This window comes from Micromonospora sediminimaris (assembly GCF_016863575.1).
Lineage (GTDB): Bacteria > Actinomycetota > Actinomycetes > Mycobacteriales > Micromonosporaceae > Micromonospora > Micromonospora sediminimaris.
Map to the genome: position 1 here is coordinate 1 of NZ_BOPD01000051.1, position 16,229 is coordinate 16,229.

Sequence of the window (16,229 nt, forward strand, 5' to 3'; positions counted from 1 at the left end):
AACTGACATATTGGGTCAGACTTGTCGGCGTCCGTTGCCGGGGTGAGCCGGGTGGGGCGTTTTCGGGCGGGGGGAAGGGGAAAGCGGCGGCGGTCAGGAGGTCACGACCGAGGGGAGAGGCCGTGCGGCAGCAGGACCGGTCCGTCGCCATCCGGGAACGTCTGTCGCCGGTCGCCGGGGCGCCGCTGTGGTGCGACGCGCTTGACTTCGGACTTCGGGGTGATGGGGTCACCAACGACCAGCCTGCGCTGTCCGCCCTGGTCGACCGTCTGGGTGAGGGGTACGCCGCCGACAGTAGGGCGCGGGTCATCTACTGCCCGCCGGGTATCTACTCGATCAGGGACGCGGGCACGATCTGGCGTAGCGGCGTGTCACTGATCGGTGCGGGGCCTGGCGCCACCCGGTTCGTGCTGAGCAACGAAGGTAACCGGGCAGACCCGACGCCGCTGGCCTTCTGGACCACTGTGCAGCACGGCGCCGACCGGGACCGGCACATCGCCGACTGCACCTTCGCCGACTTCGAGATCGACGGCTCGGGCGTGGCGATGGCGGAGTACAGCTATCTGGCCAAAGGGCTCGGCCTGCAGTACGTCGTGCGGGGCGTTTTCCGCAATCTTTACATTCACCACACCGGTGCCACCGGGCTCGGCTGCGACTTCCTCCAGGACAGCCTGATCGACGGCGTGGTGGTGGTCGGCTGTGGTCGGCTGGACAACGGTGAGGAGATGGGTGGCGCGGGCATCGGCATCGGCATCGGCGGCTGGGGTGCGGTGGAACGTTGCACCATCAGCAACTGCACCACCCTCGGCAACGGCACCAACGGGATCTTTCTGGAACTGCAGAAGCCGTACTGGACGCCGCCGCGCGGGTATCGCATCATCGGCTGTCACAGCCAGGCCAACCGATTCGGCATCTCGGACTGGGGTGCCGACGGCCTGATCGTTTCCGCCTGCACGCTCACCGGAAACCTGGAAGCCGGCTTCGACGTCTCCGCCAATGGCACGGCGGGCATCGCCGGCCGGGGCGGCATTCTCAGTGACTGCGTGATCGACCGCAATGTCCGCGACGGGATCAGCATGGGCAACACTCCCGGGCCGTACACGATCCGGGGCAACCGGATCAGCGGCAACGGTTGGTACGGGTACCACCAGCACAGCCTGGGCAACGGCTATGAAGGCCCGGCGTCGGACGTGGTGATCGACAGCAACGAGTTCTGGGACAACGGTCTGGACGGGATCCGGGTGGACCGGCCGATGGTCGACGCGGCGGTGACGAACAACCGGATCCGGAGCAACGGGCGGCAGTGCGCCCCGGCGGCCACCGGCGCCGGGGAGTCGGTGCGGTACGGCCGGCGTGCGGTGTCGGACCGGGCGGCGGGGTGGGCGCCCGACGGGCATCGCGGAAAGCTGCTCCGGGTGGGGTCCCGACTGGCACTGGTGGTCGGCAACACCGAGATGGAACTGGACCTGGCGGACCTGCGGCCGGATGCGGCGATCGCCTGGAACGAGGACGTGCCACCACCGGGCGCACGCTACGAGTTGCCGGCGGCGGCGCCGGTACGGGCCGGGTTCACGGTGAACGCCCACTTCGAGTCGGCCATGGTGCGGGGCAACCGGATCTGGGACAACCGCGACGACCCGACGCAGAGTTACGGCATGTGGATCAGTGATCAGGGAGCATGCGTCTCCTGCCGGGTCGAGGACAACGACCTCGCCGGCAACGCCGAGGGAGCGATGCGGCTGGACAGCCAACCGGTCGGCGGCCGATGGGACCGCAACCACATCGACGTGGACTGAAGGCGACTCAGCCGGCCTCGTCGGCCGGGGAGTTCGAGCTGGCCTCCGCGTGCCGGTCGCGCAGCCGGGCCCGGATCTCCTCCGGGGTGTACGCGCGCCGCCGCCGTTCCGCTCGGGCGATCACCACACCGGAGGCCGCGACACCGGCCAGACCGGCCAACCCGAGGACCTTCCACCACCGCATCCGTCGCCGCATCCGCTTAGGGTAGTCCCCTATGAGCATCAGCCTGGACGAGGCGGTGGAGCTGACCCGTACCGGCGATCTGTGGGTCTTCCGTGGCCGCAGCGTGCCTGACCGGGCCATCCAGTTGACCACCAACAGCCCGGTCAACCATGTGGGCATGGCAGTGGTGCTGGACGACATGCCACCGCTGATGTGGCATGCCGAGCTGGGTCGGTCGCTGCCGGATTTGTGGACCGGCACCCACCAACGTGGTGTGCAGCTGCACGACCTGCGGGAAGCGGTCTGTGTCTGGGCCAACCGGTACGGCCAGCGGGGTTGGCTGCGCCAGCTCGAACCGCCGGCCGACGCGGAGATGGAGCGGTCGGTGCTGCGGACCATCGCCCGGCTGGACGGCACACCGTTTCCGTCCACCGCCCAGCTGGCCTGGCGGTGGATGCGCGGGCGGGTACCGTCGCCGCGGTTGCCGCTGCCGGCCTCCCGGCGACGCGTTCCGGCAGCGCGGGACCTGGACCTGGAAACCGCGTACTGCGCGGAGGTTGTGGCGGTCACCTACGAGGCGATGGGTCTGCTGCCGGTCGGACGCCGACCGAACTGGTACGACCCGGGTCGGTTCTGGAGCGGGGACGACCTGGGGCTGCACGCAGGTGCCCGGCTGGGCAGCGAGATCGAGGTGCGGATCCCACCCCGTTGAGGTTTCGTCGGGGCACCCCCCGGCAATTGCTTGCGGCGTGACTGCTTCCACCGATCTCGACCTGCTGACCGACTTCTTCGACAGGTACGGCGTGGCGTTGACCGCCGGTGACCTGCCGGCGATCGCCGGCTGCTACGCCCTGCCCGGGCTGGTGGTGGCCGACACCTACAGCTTCTCGTTCAACTCCCCGGCCGCCGTCGCGCTGTCCTTCGTGGGTGCCGCGCCGGACTACGCCGAGCGCGAGTTGGTCGCGGCGCACGCCGACATCGAGCAGGTGCAGCAGATTTCCGCCCTGCTCGTGGAGGTCGCGGTGCGCTGGGAGTTCCTGGACAGCCAGGGCCGGCAGGTGCCCGGCGAACGGTACCGCTACCTGCTGCGCAGCACCGAGGAGGGGCCGGCCATCTGCACTGTCGTGCGGACGGGCTGAGCCAGCGGTACGGCTCCGGCCGCCGACCGGCCAGGTGCGACGCGTCGATGTGTCGGGTGCGTCGGCGGGTCGGGCGGCTTTGGCGCCTGCCCGTTTCGCGCCGCGGCCCGGCGTGACTAGGCTGGCCCGTCGGCGACGACGAGTGGGGACCTCAATGTCAGTGCGGCCGTCCGGTGATGCCAACGACGATGCCACCGGTGACCAGGGTGGTGATACCACAGGTGACCGGAACGGTGACGCCGCCAGTGGGGTGGTCGGTGGGCACGATCTGTCCAGGATGGTCGCCTCCGTACCCTGGGTGGTGGCGCTGGTCGGCGTCGCGGTGCTGGCGGTGCTGCTGGTGGTCGCACTGTTGTCGTTCCGCGGCCCCGAACGTCCGTCGGCATGGGCGCCGGGCCCGCCGATGAGCCTGCCGACGACTGCCACGGCGAGCGCGGAGGCAGCGCCTACGGCTCGTTCGACGACCTCGACCGGCCCCACCGCGACAGCTTCGGTCACACCGACCGGCTCACCCACGCGATCCGGGTCGCCGGCACCGCTGACCGATCCGTCGCGTACCGGATCGCCCGCGCGGCCGGCGGCCAGCCGGTCACCGAGCACGTCCGCCCCGGCGGCGCCGACCGACGGCGGCGGGGCGGTCACCGCCAGCTACCGGGTGCTCGACAGCGGCGACGCGGATCACTTCGAGGCCCAGTTGGTGGTCAGCAACGGCACCAGCGGGTCGGACGACTGGCAGGTGGAGTTGCGTTTCAGCGGCGGTGTCACCGGGATCCGGGCTTCCAGCGGCCCGGGGGTCTCGGTGACCATCAGGGGCCCTGGCTGGTACCTGCTCAGCGGAACCGGTCAGCTCGCCGCCGGGGCCCAGCAGTCGGTGCAACTGCGGTTCACGCGTACTGGGGGCGGGGAGTATCCGAGCCAGTGCACGATCAACGGAACCGGCTGCGGGATCGGTTAGGACAGTTGGTGATTCGTCGGGCACTTTCCGGCGCGGCTGAAGATCGTTACGCTTGCCGGGCTGCCCGCTGAGGAGAGACATGTCCGGTACGCGCCGCGCTCCCCGTCAGTTTCCGCCGCACGGCTCAACCGCCGTGGCTTCCTCGCCGTGGATCCTGGTGTCGATCGGCGTCGTCATCATGGTGGTGCTGCTCGTCATCGCGGTCGGCGCGTACCGGGGGCCCGGGCCGGACTTCCAGCCGGTGCCGCCCGGACAGCCACCGGTTGCCGCCGCGCCGATACCCGAGCGCGCCTCCTCGGCAGGTCGAGAGGCGTCGGCGCCACCGTCGGTGGCGGTGCCGGGGCTCTCCCCACGCCGGACCGACCCGCCGAGCCCGACCCCCAGCGCGGCACGTACGACGCCGCCCCCGGCCGCGCCGCCATCGGTCGCACCGTCCCGTACGCCGGCACCGCCGCCCGCGCCGATCGAGGCCCGCTACCGGGTTCTGCACACGTTCCACGGAGGCTTCATCGCCGAGGTGTCGATTCGCAACGCCTCCCCCCGTGACCTGGACTGGGTGGCGCGGGTGGAGTACCCGGGCGGGCGGGTGGTGACCGCCTGGCTGGAAGGCGTTCCACAGGGGACGTTCAGCGGTGCGGACGGAACGTTGACCTACCGCAGCGGGCCGGACCTCGCCGGGGGATCGTCCGTGTACCTGCGCTTCCACATCGAGTCGGCCGATCCCCGGCCCGCGAGTTGCCGCGTCTCCGGACGCATCTGCCGCAGCCGTTAGCGTCCAGCGGGGACGGACCGCACCTGTTTTGCGCAAGTGTCTGCCTTGTTGCAGGTCTGTTTGCAAGGTATTGCAGAATCTTTCGGCAAGGGCTAGCGTGCGGGCCAATCAGCGACCAGAGGAAGGCCGTCGATGAAGCCCCCGCCGACACCCCGCACATTCCTGCTCGCCCTTGTCTTCCTGCTCACCGTCACCCTGGCCGGCACGCCTGTCGCGGCGACCCCCGCCGCCGCGGCCGGCCGGCCCGCCGGCACCGGGGCACCGAGCGCCACCGGTGCCGTCACCTGGCACGCCGAACCCTCCGCCGCCGCCCTGCTCGCCGCCGGCCGTAGCCAGGCTGAGGCCGAGCAGTTCTACTTCGTGCTGCCGGACCGGTTCGCCAACGGAGACCCGCGCAACGACCGGGGCGGCCTGGTCGGGGACCGGCTGCGTACCGGGTACGACCCCACGGACAAGGGGTTCTACCAGGGCGGCGACCTCAAAGGACTTAGCGAGCGCCTGGACTACATCGAGGGGCTGGGCACCACCGCCATCTGGCTCGCGCCGGTCTTCAAGAACCGGCCGGTGCAGGGCGAGGGCGACGACGTGTCGGCCGGCTACCACGGCTACTGGATCACCGACTTCACCCAGGCCGACCCCCACTTCGGCAGCCCCGCCGACCTGAAGAAGCTGGTCCAGCTCGCCCACCGGCGCGGCATCAAGGTCTACCTCGACGTCATCGTCAACCACACCGCCGACGTCATCGCCTACGAAGAGGACACGTACACCTACGTCGACAAGGCGACCGCGCCCTACCGCGACGCGCAGGGCCGGCCGTTCGAGGATCGCAACTACGCCGACGGCAGCCGGGACTTCCCGAAGGTCGATCGGGAGTCCTTCCCGTACACCCCGACCTCCGAGACCCGGGCCGACGCGAAGGTCAAGGTCCCGGCGTGGCTGAACGACCCCACCATGTACCACAACCGTGGTGACTCGACCTTCGCCGGAGAGAACAGCGAGTACGGCGACTTCTTCGGTCTCGACGACCTGTGGACCGAGCGGCCCGAGGTGGTCCGCGGCATGACGAAGATCTACGCCGACTGGGTGCGGTCCACCGGAGTCGACGGCTTCCGGCTGGACACGGTCAAGCACGTCAACATGGACTTCTGGCCGCAGTTCAGTCAGGGGGTGCAGGAGGCGGCGGCCCGGGCCGGCAAGAAGGACTTCTTCATGTTCGGCGAGGTGTACAGCGCGGACCCGGAGATCGCCTCCAGCTACGTGCGGCAGGGCGGGCTGCCCGCCACGTTGGACTTCGGCTTTCAGGAGGCGGCGCGCGGCTACACCGCGAACGACGGATCGGCCAGGGCGTTGGCCGACCTGTACGCCCGCGACGACCTCTACGCCGCCCGGGACACCCACGCCGGCCGGCTGACCACCTTCCTCGGCAACCACGACATGGGCCGGATCGGCTCGTTCATCGCCAACGGTCCCACCGACCCGGCCACCCACCTGCGTAGGGACCAGCTCGCCCATGAGCTGATGTTCCTCACCCGTGGCCAGCCGGTGATCTACTCCGGCGACGAGCAGGGCTTCACCGGCGCCGGCGGCGACAAGGACGCCCGGCAGCCGATGTTCGCCTCGCGTACCGCGGACTACCTCGACGACGACCTGCTCGGCACCGACCGCACCCACGCGGTCGACCAGTTCGACAGGACGCACCCGCTCTACCGCACCATCGCCGACCTGGGCCGGTTGCGTCAGGCCCACCCTGCCCTGCGCGACGGTGTGCAGGTCACCCGGTACGCCGCCGACGGGCCCGGCGTCTTCGCGTTCTCCCGGTTCGATCCGGACGACCGCACCGAGTACGTGGTGGCGGTCAACAACGCCACGACCGCGCAGACTGTCACCGTGGACACCTGGTCGGCCGGCGCCACCTTCACCGGCATTCACGGCGCCACCGCCCGACCGGTGGCCGCGGGCGACGGCAAGCTGACCCTGACCGTGCCGCCCCTGTCCGCGGTGGTGCACCGGGCCGGCAAGCCGGTCGCGCTGCCCGACGCCAGGCCGGGCATCACCATCACCGCCCCGGAGGGGTCGCCGGCCACCCGGGCCGAGGTGACCGCCCAGGTCACCGGCGACCCGCTGGCCCGCGTCACGATGGCGGCCCGGGTGGCCGGCGGAAAGTGGACGTTGCTCGGCTCCGCTCATCGCGCGCCCTACACCGTGCACCACGACCTGACCGGTCTGGCCGCCGGTACGAAGATCGAGTACAAGGCGGTGGTCCGCGACGGTCGGGGCCGCACCGCTTCCGCCCGCGCCACCGCCGCCGTCGGTACCCCGGAAGAGTCCGGCTCGTCGCGGGACTGGCTGGTGGTCCATCACCAGCGCCCCGACGGCGACTACGACGACTGGGGGCTGTACGCCTGGGGTGACATCGACCCGGAGTACGCCACCGAGTGGCCGCAGGGACAGCCGTTCGCCGGCACCGACGCGTACGGACGGTTCGCCTGGGTGAAACTCAAGCCGGGGGCCAAGTCGGTCGGTTTCCTGGTGGTCGACGCCGATGGCAACAAGGACGTCGACAACGACCGGACCGTCGACGTGACGCAGACCGGCGAGGTCTGGGTCAAGCAGGGCGACCCGGCGACGTACCTGACCCGGGAGGAGGCCGCGGGCGAACCCGCCCCGCCAGTCGAGGAGGGTACGGCGGTCATCCACTACCACCGGCCCGACGGCGACTACGACGGCTGGGGCCTGCACCTGTGGGACGGCGCGGCCACCCCCACCGACTGGGCGAAGCCGATGCCGCCGACCCGCGTCGACTCCTTCGGCGCCGAGTTCCGGGTGCCGCTGGCCGAGGGCGCGACCGGGCTCAGCTACATCATCCATCGCGGTGACGAGAAGGATCTGCCGCAGGACCAGCGGCTCGACTTCGCCGACGCCGGCCGGGAGGTCTGGTTGCTCGCCGCCACACCGGGCCGGCTGCTGCCGGCGACGGCCACCGGCACCGGCAGGGATACCGACATCACCAAGCAGCGGGCGCACTGGATCGACAGGTCCACCGTCGCCTGGCGCACCGGCCCCACCGACGGTCGGGCGTACGCCCTGGTGACCGCGCCGGCCGGCGGGGTGCGCGTGGTCGACGGCGAGCTGGTCGGGACGTACACCTCGCTGCCGCTGACCGCGCAGCGCAACGGGCTCACCGAGGCGCAGCGCGCGGCCTTCCCGCACCTGTGGGACCACCGGGCCTTCACGCTGGACCGGAAGGATCTGGCCAAGGTGCCGGCGGCGCTGCGCGGGCAGCTGCTGGTGACCGAGCGGGCCGCCGACGGCACCCTGCTCGGTGCCACAGGCGTGCAGATCCCGGGTGTGCTCGACGACGTGTACGCCCCGGCCACCAAGGCGAGCCTCGGTGCCACCTTCACCGGCGGTGTGCCGACCTTGTCGGTCTGGGCACCCACCGCCCGGACGGTGTCGCTGGAGCTGTACGACTCGCCGACGGCCACCGCGCGACAGGTGGCGATGCGTCGCGACGACCGCACCGGCGTCTGGTCGGTACGCGGGCAGCGGTCCTGGAGCGGCAAGTACTACCGCTACCGGGTGCAGGCGTGGCAGCCGGCGACGCAGCAGCTGGTGACCGCGTCGGTCACCGACCCGTACTCGGTGGCGCTGGCGGCGGACTCCACGCACAGCCAGCTCGTCGACCTGACCGACCCGAAGCTCGCTCCGGCGGGTTGGGCGCGGCTGCGCAAGCCGGCCGCGGCGCCCCCGGCCAAGGTGCAGATCTCCGAGCTGTCGGTGCGGGACTTCTCCATCGCCGACGACACCGTCCCGTCGCAGCGGCGGGGCACCTTCCTCGCCTTCACCGACCCGGCCACCGCCGGGATGCGGCACCTGGCGGCGATAAGCGACGCCGGGGTGACCCACCTGCACCTGCTGCCGGCGTTCGACTTCGCCACCATCCCCGAGCGCCGGGCCGACCAGCGGCAACCGGACTGTGACCTGGCGGCGCTGCCGCCGGACTCGGAGCGGCAGCAGGAGTGCGTGGCCGGGGTGAAGGAGACCGACGGCTACAACTGGGGGTACGACCCGCTGCACTACACCGTCCCGGAGGGCGGGTACGCGGTCGACCCGGAGGGCGCCCGGCGCACCACCGAGTTCCGGCAGATGGTGGCCGGGGTCAACGACGCGGGGCTGCGGGTGGTCATGGACGTGGTCTACAACCACACCTCGGCCGCCGGCACCGACCCGAAGTCGGTGCTGGACCAGATCGTGCCGGGCTACTACCACCGGCTGCTCGACGACGGCACGGTGGCCACCTCCACCTGCTGCGCCAACACCGCACCGGAACACGCCATGATGGGCAAGCTGGTGGTGGACTCACTTGTCACCTGGGCGAAGGCGTACAAGGTGGACGGGTTCCGGTTCGACCTGATGGGCCACCACCCGAAGGCGAACATCCTGGCCGTGCGCGCCGCACTCGACAAGCTGACCGTGGCCCGGGACGGAGTGGACGGGAAGGACATCCTGCTCTATGGCGAGGGCTGGAACTTCGGCGAGGTGGCCGACGACGCCCGTTTCGTGCAGGCGACGCAGGCCAACATGGCCGGTACCGGGATCGGGACGTTCAACGACCGGCTACGCGACGCGGTACGCGGCGGCGGCCCGTTCGACGAGAACCCGCGCCAGCAGGGCTTCGCCTCCGGCCTGTTCACCGACCCCAATGGCGACCCAGTCAACGGCTCGGCTGACGAACAGCGGGCCCGGCTGCTGCGCCAGCACGACCTGGTCAAGGTGGGGCTGACCGGCAACCTGCGCGGCTACCGCTTCACCGACTCGGCGGGCCGGCAGGTCACCGGCGCCGACGTGGACTACAACGGCTCACCGGCCGGCTACACCGCAGCGCCGGGGGAGGCGGTCACCTACGTCGACGCGCACGACAACGAGATTCTGTACGACGCGCTGGCGTACAAACTGCCGCAGGACACCTCGGCGACGGACCGGGCCCGGATGCAGGTGCTGGCCCTGAGCACTGTGGTGATGGGCCAGGGGGCCGGGTTCGTCACCACCGGCACCGAGCGGCTGCGGTCGAAGTCGCTGGACCGCAACTCGTACAACTCGGGGGACTGGTTCAACCAGATCCGGTGGGACTGCGCCCAGGGCAACGGCTTCGGCATCGGCCTGCCGCCGGCCGAGGACAACCGGGACAAGTGGCCGTACGCGAAGCCGCTGCTGGCCGATCCGAAGCTGGTGCCGGACTGCGCGGCGGTCGAGTTGACCGACGCCCGCTACGCCGAACTGCTGCGGATCCGGGCTTCGTCGCCGGTCTTCGGGTTGCCCACCGCGAAGCAGGTGCAGCAGCGGGTCGTCTTCCCGCTGTCCGGCGCGGACGAGACCCCGGGTGTGCTCACCATGACCCTCGACGCCCGTGGGCTCGGCGGGAAGTGGCGGTCGGTGACGGTGGTCTTCAACGCCACTCCGGAGAGCGCCGCGCAGCGGGTGACCGGGCTGCGTGGGGCGGACGTGACGCTGCACCCGGTGCTGCGTTCCTCGGCCGACCCGGTGTTGCGTGAAGCGGCCTTCGACCGCTCCAGCGGCACCTTCACCGTGCCGGGACGCAGCGTGGCGGTCTTCGTCCAGCGGTAGTGCCGCTCCGGCACACGACGCCGGAGTACGCTCCGGCCCCGCCGGTCCGATCCGTCTGGATCGTTCCGGCGGGGCCGAAGTCCCTCACCTTGGTCCGGCAGGAGAGCCGGTACCGCGTGGATCAGCCGAAGCAGTTCGGGATCGGGGTGAAGGTGCCGGCGCAGTTGGTCGGCTTGTTGGCCGTGATGGCCGACTTGTCGTCCACGTTCACCTCACCGAGGAAGCTGAAGACGCCGCCAGCGGTGAGAGTGGCGAAGTTGTGCGCCACCTTCGTCTTTTCCAGGTCGATCACACCGGCGACGGTGAAGATGCCGCCGCCGACGCCCAGCGGGCCGACTGCCCGGTTGCCGCTGATCTCGCTGTGCCGGAAGGTCGCCTCACCGGTGCCGTTGAACACGCCACCGCCGAAGAAACCGGCCTTGTTCTCGACGATCTTGGTTTCCTCGACGTTGGCGATCGCGCCGAAGCCGAGGGCCATGCCGCCGCCGACACCGACCGTGGTGTTCTTGGCGACCTCGACGTGGGCCAGTTCGAGGGTGCTGTCGTCACCGGCCGCGGTGACGCCACCGCCGGCCAGGACCGCGGTGTTCCCGATGACCTTGGAGTACCGGACGGTCGTGTTGCCCTCGATGTCGAGCACGCCACCGCCGAAGCCGAGCACCTCGTTGCCGACGACCTCGGTCTTCTCGATCCAGGCGGTGCCGCCGTCGATGTCGGTCCGGAAGATGAACGCCGCGCCGTTGGCGATGCCGCCACCACCGATGATCGCGTCGTTGTTCTTCACGGTCGACTCGGCCACCCGCAGCACGCCGGCGTTGAAGATGCCGCCGCCGTAGAGGAAGGCGGTGTTGTCGGCGACCGTGGTGTGGTAAAGGCTGGCCTTGCCGAAGTTGGCCAGGCCACCTCCGACGCCGCCGGCCTGGTTGGCGACGATGTGCGTCTCCTCGAAGGAGGCGGTGCCGCCGGGCTGCACGAGCACGCCGCCGCCGTCGTTGGACTCCGGGTCGACCAGCACCGACGGCGCGCTCGCGGCCTTGGCCTTGAGCGCGATGCCCTTCGGCTTGGCGTGGAGCAACGGCAGGTATTCCTTCTTCGCCTCGGCGGCCTTGGTCGCCTCCACCGAGTTCGAGAACCGCGACCAGACGGCTTCCGGCGTGTCGCCGTTGACCGGCAGTGCGCTGGTCTGGCCGTTCTTGATGGTCAGGCCCTTGACGGTCAGGTTTCCGCCGCGACCCACGTTGAGGATCCGGAACTCCTCGGCCGTGGCGTCCCGGACGATCTTGGTGTCGTTGCCCTTGAGCACCACGTTCTCCGTGATCACCGGAAGGCCGTTGGGGCCGGTACCGTCGCCCGCGTCCGAACGCGTCAGGGAGTAGGTGCACCCCTTGGCCAGGTTCAGCACGCCGCCGTGGTTCTCGTTGGCGAAGACGAGCGCCTGGATCAGCTTGTCGCTGTCGCAGGGCACATCCTTGCCGTGATCCCTCTTCTCGTCGTCCCGCTTCTGGTCGTGCCGGGCACGCTCGTCGGCGGCGTTGTCGGCCCGGTCCTCCTTCTTGCCCTTGTGCCCCTCGGGGGCGACCGCGTTCTGGTCGCCGTCCCTGCTGACCTGCTGGGCGGTGGACCAGCGCAGACCATCGGTACCAACCGCGCCGGCGCCGGTGGCGACCCCGACGGCGGCGATGCTGACCACGCCGGTGAGCCCGGCGACGCCACTGGCGAGCCAGAGCTTACGACGCCGCTTGGGCGTCGCCTCCGACTCGCTGGCGTTGTTCTTAGCTACGTAGTTGGACATCGGAGCTCTCTGCCCTCTCGTCGTACCAGACAGGGTCGTCACGCACAGGCGAGCGTCCCCTGCTACAAATCGGTTGTAGCTCCCAGAACCACCGTATGAGAAGGTTCCTCGCCTCAGGGCCTTATCCGAAATAACCCCACATTAGGTACGTCGTGGGTCGGTGACGCCCAGGCTCGTGCTGATCGGCACGCCGGGGTGGCTTCCGCCCGGACCTGCTCTGACCTGTCCGGACGGCCCTGGAGAAGCAGCAAGCGGGACGAAGGTGGGGCTCCTCCGCAGCGCCGAGCGCCACGGAGGAGCCCCTCTATGTGGTGGTGCTGTCCTGTTGCTCGTCGCTCGCCTCGGCGATGGATCAGCCGAAGCAGCGGTCGGGGATGACCGGGCTGCCGATGCAGTTGGTCGGTCGGTTGCCGGTGACAGCCGACTTCCGGTCGATCTCCACCTGGTCGTTGTCGGTGTAGATGCCGCCGGGTGCGTTGGTGGCCACGTTGTCGGCGACCTTGGTCCGGATCAGCGTGGTCACCCCGTCCTGGTTGGCGAGGCCGCCCGCGAAACCAGCCGTACCCGAGGCCTGGTTGGCCCACAGTTCGGAGTCGCGCAGGGTTACCGAGGCTTCGTCGTTGAACAGGCCGCCGGCAGCTCCGTTGGCGGCCACATTCTCCTTGACGACGCTGTGGGCGATGACCGCCGTGGAGTCCTCGGCGATCCCGAGGCCACCGGCGTCGTCGTTCGCGAAGTTCCGGGCGACCAGCGTGTGTTCCAGGCTCAGCCGGCTGTCGCCGAGAGCGACCAGGCCGCCGCCGTCGAGGCTGCTGGTGTTGTCGGTGAGTTCGCTCTGGACGGCGGTGGTGTCGCCGCCGTTTACGAAGACGCCGCCGCCGAGTACTCCGGTCCGGTTGTGGCTGATCGTGCTCTTCCAGACCCAGACCGTGCCACCCGTGCCGGCGAAGCCGTTGGGCGTGGAACCGTTGGCGACGCCGCCGCCCCCGGCACCCGAGTTGTTGTACACGATCTTCGACTCTTCGACCCGCAGCGTGCCCGTGCTGAACAGGCCGCCGCCGAAGCTACCGGCACTGTTCTGTTCCACGGTGCTGTGGCGGATCGTGGTGGTGCCGTAGTTGGCGATGCCACCGCCGTTGCGGGTCGCCTGGTTCTGCACGATCCGGCTGTGCTCCAGGTCTGCGGTGCCGCCTTGCTGCACCAGGATTCCACCCCCGTCGACGCCGTCGGCGGCGATACTCGGCGGAGCGACTTCCGCCCCGGCGGCCTTGGCCGCCGGTGACGGCTTCGCCGCGGGTGCCGCCTTGGCCCCCGCTGCTGCCTTGGCCCCGACTGCCTTGGCGCCGTCGGTCGTGGGCTTCGCCCCGGCCGGCTTGGCCTTGGCTCCGGCTGCCTTGGTTCCGGCGGCCGGGGTGGTGCCGGTGGGCTTCGCGGTGCCGAGTTCCAGTCCCTTGACCGGTGCCGCGATCGTCATGCCCGGAGCGGTCTGGCCGCCCTTGACCGTCACACCCTTCAGGGTCAGGTGACCACCTCGGCCGACGTTGAGGATGCGGAACCGCTCGGCGTTCGCGGCCCGCACGATCTTGCTGTCGTCGCCCTTCAAGGTGATCGGTTTGGTGATCACCGGAAGCCCGTTGCCGTCATCGCTGCGGGTCAGCTCGTAGGTGCAGTACCGGGCCAGGGCAAGTACGCCACCGTGGTTCTGGTTGGCGTGCACGATGGCCTGGATCAGCTTGTCCGTGTCGCAGGGCACCTCGTGAGCCCTGTCCTTGTCGGCACCGCCACCGTCCTTGCGCCCGGCACCCTTGCGGCCGACGTGGTCGCCGGCCGAGTCGTCCCTGGTGCCGCCGTTCTCGGTTGCGTCGGCCTTTCCCGCGTCGCTGACGTTCTGCCGGGCGTTGGACTGCGCGTCCGTCCGGCCCGGCGTGCCGGATCGGTCGTCGCGGGCGGCCACCCCACCCAGCGCGGCCAGACCGACCACGCCGGTCAGACCGGCGACGCCCGCGGTGAGCCATAGTTTTCGTCGTCGAAGTCCCGGCGGTGCCGGGGGTGGTGGTGCCGGGGGCGGCCCACCGTAGGAAGTGGTCACGTCATCAGACATCAGAGCCTTCCGCCCTTTCCTGCTACCAGACTGGTTCGCACCGAGCGAATGGGTGCGAGTAGCTACAAATGGGTTGCAGCTTCTGATGACCACCGTATGAGAATGTTCTTCGCGAGAGGGATGAATCCGAAATAACCCCGCATTGGTACCTGATCAGGCATCGCCGCGTCATCGCGCAAGATCTGGCCGAAAGCGGTTGACCAGGACGAACGCTTCATCCGCCGGACAGACGAGGGCGGGCCCCGCGCTGAAGCGACACTCTGGTCGCTCCGGCGGGGCCCGCCCTCCTGGGTCCGGTTCCACAGCTCGGCGAGCCTCGGGAACGCGGCCTACGCGTGCCGCTAGTGCGGGCGCTCCGGTCAGCCGGGCAGTCGCGGGCCGGCCTCGCGCTGCTCGGCCAGCCAGGTCTCCACCTCGTCGGCCCGGCGTGGCAGGCCCGCCGACAGGTTCACCGCGCCGGCCGTGGTGACCAGCACGTCGTCCTCGATCCGGATGCCGATACCGCGCAGTTCCTCCGGGACCAGCTCGTCCTCCGGCTGGAAGTACAGCCCGGGCTCGACGGTGAGCACGTACCCCTCGCCCAGGGTGCCGTCGCGGTACATCTCCTTGCGGGCGTTGGTGCAGTCGTGCACGTCGATGCCGAGCATGTGCCCGAAACCGTGCAGGGTCCACCGGCGGTAGACGGTGGAGTTGTCGTCCATCGCCTCGTCCACGCTCACCGGCAGCAGCCCCAGCTCGGCCAGCCCCTCGGCGAGCACCCGCATGCAGGTGCGGTGCACGTCCTTGAACGCCACCCCCGGCTTGATGAACTCGATGCCGGCCTGCTGCGCGGCGTACACGATGTCGTAGACCTGGCGCTGCAACGGGGTGAACCGCCCGTTGACCGGCAGCACCCGCGTCACGTCGGCCGTGTAGAGGTGGCGTCCCTCCACACCCATGTCCATCAGCAGCAGCTCACCCGGACGGGTGACGCCGTGGTTGTGTACCCAGTGCAGGATCGTGGCGTGCTCACCGGCGCCGACGATCGAGCCGTAGCCGATGTCGTTGCCGTCGTGCCGGGCCCGCAGCGCGAAGACCCCCTCCAACAGCCGCTCGGAGACGCCCCGGTCAGCCGGCAGTACCCGGGCCACGTCCTCGAAGCCGCGTACGGTGGCGTCGATGGCCTCCTGGAGCTGGGTGATCTCCCACTCGTCCTTGACCAGCTTCAGCTCCGCGACGGCGATCGCCAGCTCACGGTCGCGGGCCGGCTGCCCCTCCTCGCGCGGGCCGTCCCAGGGCCGCACCGCGGTGTCCACCCGCGCGTCGAAACCGCGCAGCACCCGGGTACGCGCGGGCGCCAGCCCGGCCAGCGCCGCCTCCAGCTCGGTCAGGTCGGCGGTGGGCAGGCCCAGCTCGGTCGACTTCTCGGTCAGGGTGTGTCGCCGACCCACCCACAGCTCGCCATGACGGCTGCGGAAGAACTCGTCGTTCTCCCGTGAGGAGCGGGGCCGCATGTAGAGCGTGGCGTCGTGGCCGGAGCCGGTCGGTCGCAGCACCAGCACGCTGTCCGGGTCGTGGTCTCCGGTCAGGTACGCGAAGTCGCTGCCCGGTCGGAACCGGTACTCGGTGTCGTTGGCGCGTATCTTCTCGCCGCCGGTGGGAATCACCAACGTCTCGCCCGGGAAGGCCGCCGAGAGGGCGGCCCGGCGCTTGGCGTAGTTCGGCACCTCCGGCCGCGGACCGACCGGCAGGGTGGTGTCCCGCCAGCCCTGCCGCATGAACGACAGGAACGCGGGCGGGAAATCCGGGTCGTGCGACTCGGTGCCGTCGGTCGGTTTACCGTCGGTGCGTTCCTCGGTCATTGCCCCGCTCCCTTCGCCTCATTGCTGGTCCCGACGGTACCGCGA

10 protein-coding genes are annotated in these 16,229 nt (G+C 70.3%); 6 read left to right on the top strand and 4 right to left on the bottom strand.

The genetic code is table 11. From position 1 onward, the window contains the following. Nucleotides 1-122: 122 nt before the first annotated feature. Nucleotides 123-1,796 (top strand): right-handed parallel beta-helix repeat-containing protein, encoded by a 1,674-nt coding sequence (locus Vse01_RS27930; protein WP_093407445.1) that lies wholly within the window; start codon nucleotides 123-125, stop codon nucleotides 1,794-1,796. A gap of 7 nt (nucleotides 1,797-1,803) precedes the next feature. On the opposite strand, the gene Vse01_RS27935 is transcribed toward Vse01_RS27930, so the two are convergent. Further along, on the bottom strand, nucleotides 1,804-1,992 hold the full coding sequence (locus Vse01_RS27935) for a hypothetical protein (protein ID WP_170863509.1): 189 nt from the start codon (nucleotides 1,990-1,992) through the stop codon (nucleotides 1,804-1,806). Nucleotides 1,993-2,011: 19 nt separating this feature from the next. Here Vse01_RS27935 and Vse01_RS27940 point away from each other — a divergent pair, with 19 nt between their 5' ends. The 5 genes from Vse01_RS27940 (at nucleotide 2,012) to pulA (ending at nucleotide 10,450) form a co-directional block, all read left to right on the top strand. Further along, the gene (locus tag Vse01_RS27940; RefSeq protein WP_093407443.1) at nucleotides 2,012-2,671 is read left to right on the top strand and encodes a hypothetical protein; all 660 of its coding nucleotides are present in this window, start codon (nucleotides 2,012-2,014) and stop codon (nucleotides 2,669-2,671) included. A 37-nt stretch (nucleotides 2,672-2,708) separates the two neighbouring features. Then, nucleotides 2,709-3,098, top strand: a complete 390-nt coding sequence (locus Vse01_RS27945) for a DUF6841 family protein (protein ID WP_093407440.1) — start codon at nucleotides 2,709-2,711, stop codon at nucleotides 3,096-3,098. Between the two features lie 154 nt (nucleotides 3,099-3,252). After that, on the top strand, nucleotides 3,253-4,053 hold the full coding sequence (locus Vse01_RS27950; RefSeq protein WP_139233182.1) for a hypothetical protein: 801 nt from the start codon (nucleotides 3,253-3,255) through the stop codon (nucleotides 4,051-4,053). Between the two features lie 79 nt (nucleotides 4,054-4,132). Beyond that, the gene (locus tag Vse01_RS27955) at nucleotides 4,133-4,825 is read left to right on the top strand and encodes a cellulose binding domain-containing protein (RefSeq protein WP_093407435.1); all 693 of its coding nucleotides are present in this window, start codon (nucleotides 4,133-4,135) and stop codon (nucleotides 4,823-4,825) included. A 132-nt stretch (nucleotides 4,826-4,957) separates the two neighbouring features. Then, complete coding sequence (gene pulA / locus Vse01_RS27960) at nucleotides 4,958-10,450, top strand: pullulanase-type alpha-1,6-glucosidase (protein WP_093407433.1); 5,493 nt, start codon at nucleotides 4,958-4,960, stop codon at nucleotides 10,448-10,450. 121 nt (nucleotides 10,451-10,571) lie between these two features. Here pulA and Vse01_RS27965 read toward each other — a convergent pair whose 3' ends face one another. From Vse01_RS27965 to Vse01_RS27975, 3 genes are all read right to left on the bottom strand, one after another. Beyond that, the gene (locus Vse01_RS27965; protein WP_093407430.1) at nucleotides 10,572-12,242 is read right to left on the bottom strand and encodes a hypothetical protein; all 1,671 of its coding nucleotides are present in this window, start codon (nucleotides 12,240-12,242) and stop codon (nucleotides 10,572-10,574) included. Between the two features lie 352 nt (nucleotides 12,243-12,594). Further along, nucleotides 12,595-14,343: a hypothetical protein gene (locus tag Vse01_RS27970; protein ID WP_093407428.1), complete on the bottom strand. Its 1,749-nt coding sequence runs from the start codon at nucleotides 14,341-14,343 to the stop codon at nucleotides 12,595-12,597. A gap of 359 nt (nucleotides 14,344-14,702) precedes the next feature. Next, nucleotides 14,703-16,184, bottom strand: coding sequence for an aminopeptidase P family protein (locus tag Vse01_RS27975; RefSeq protein ID WP_093407425.1), 1,482 nt, complete (start codon nucleotides 16,182-16,184; stop codon nucleotides 14,703-14,705). Between the last annotated feature and the right edge of the window lie 45 nt (nucleotides 16,185-16,229).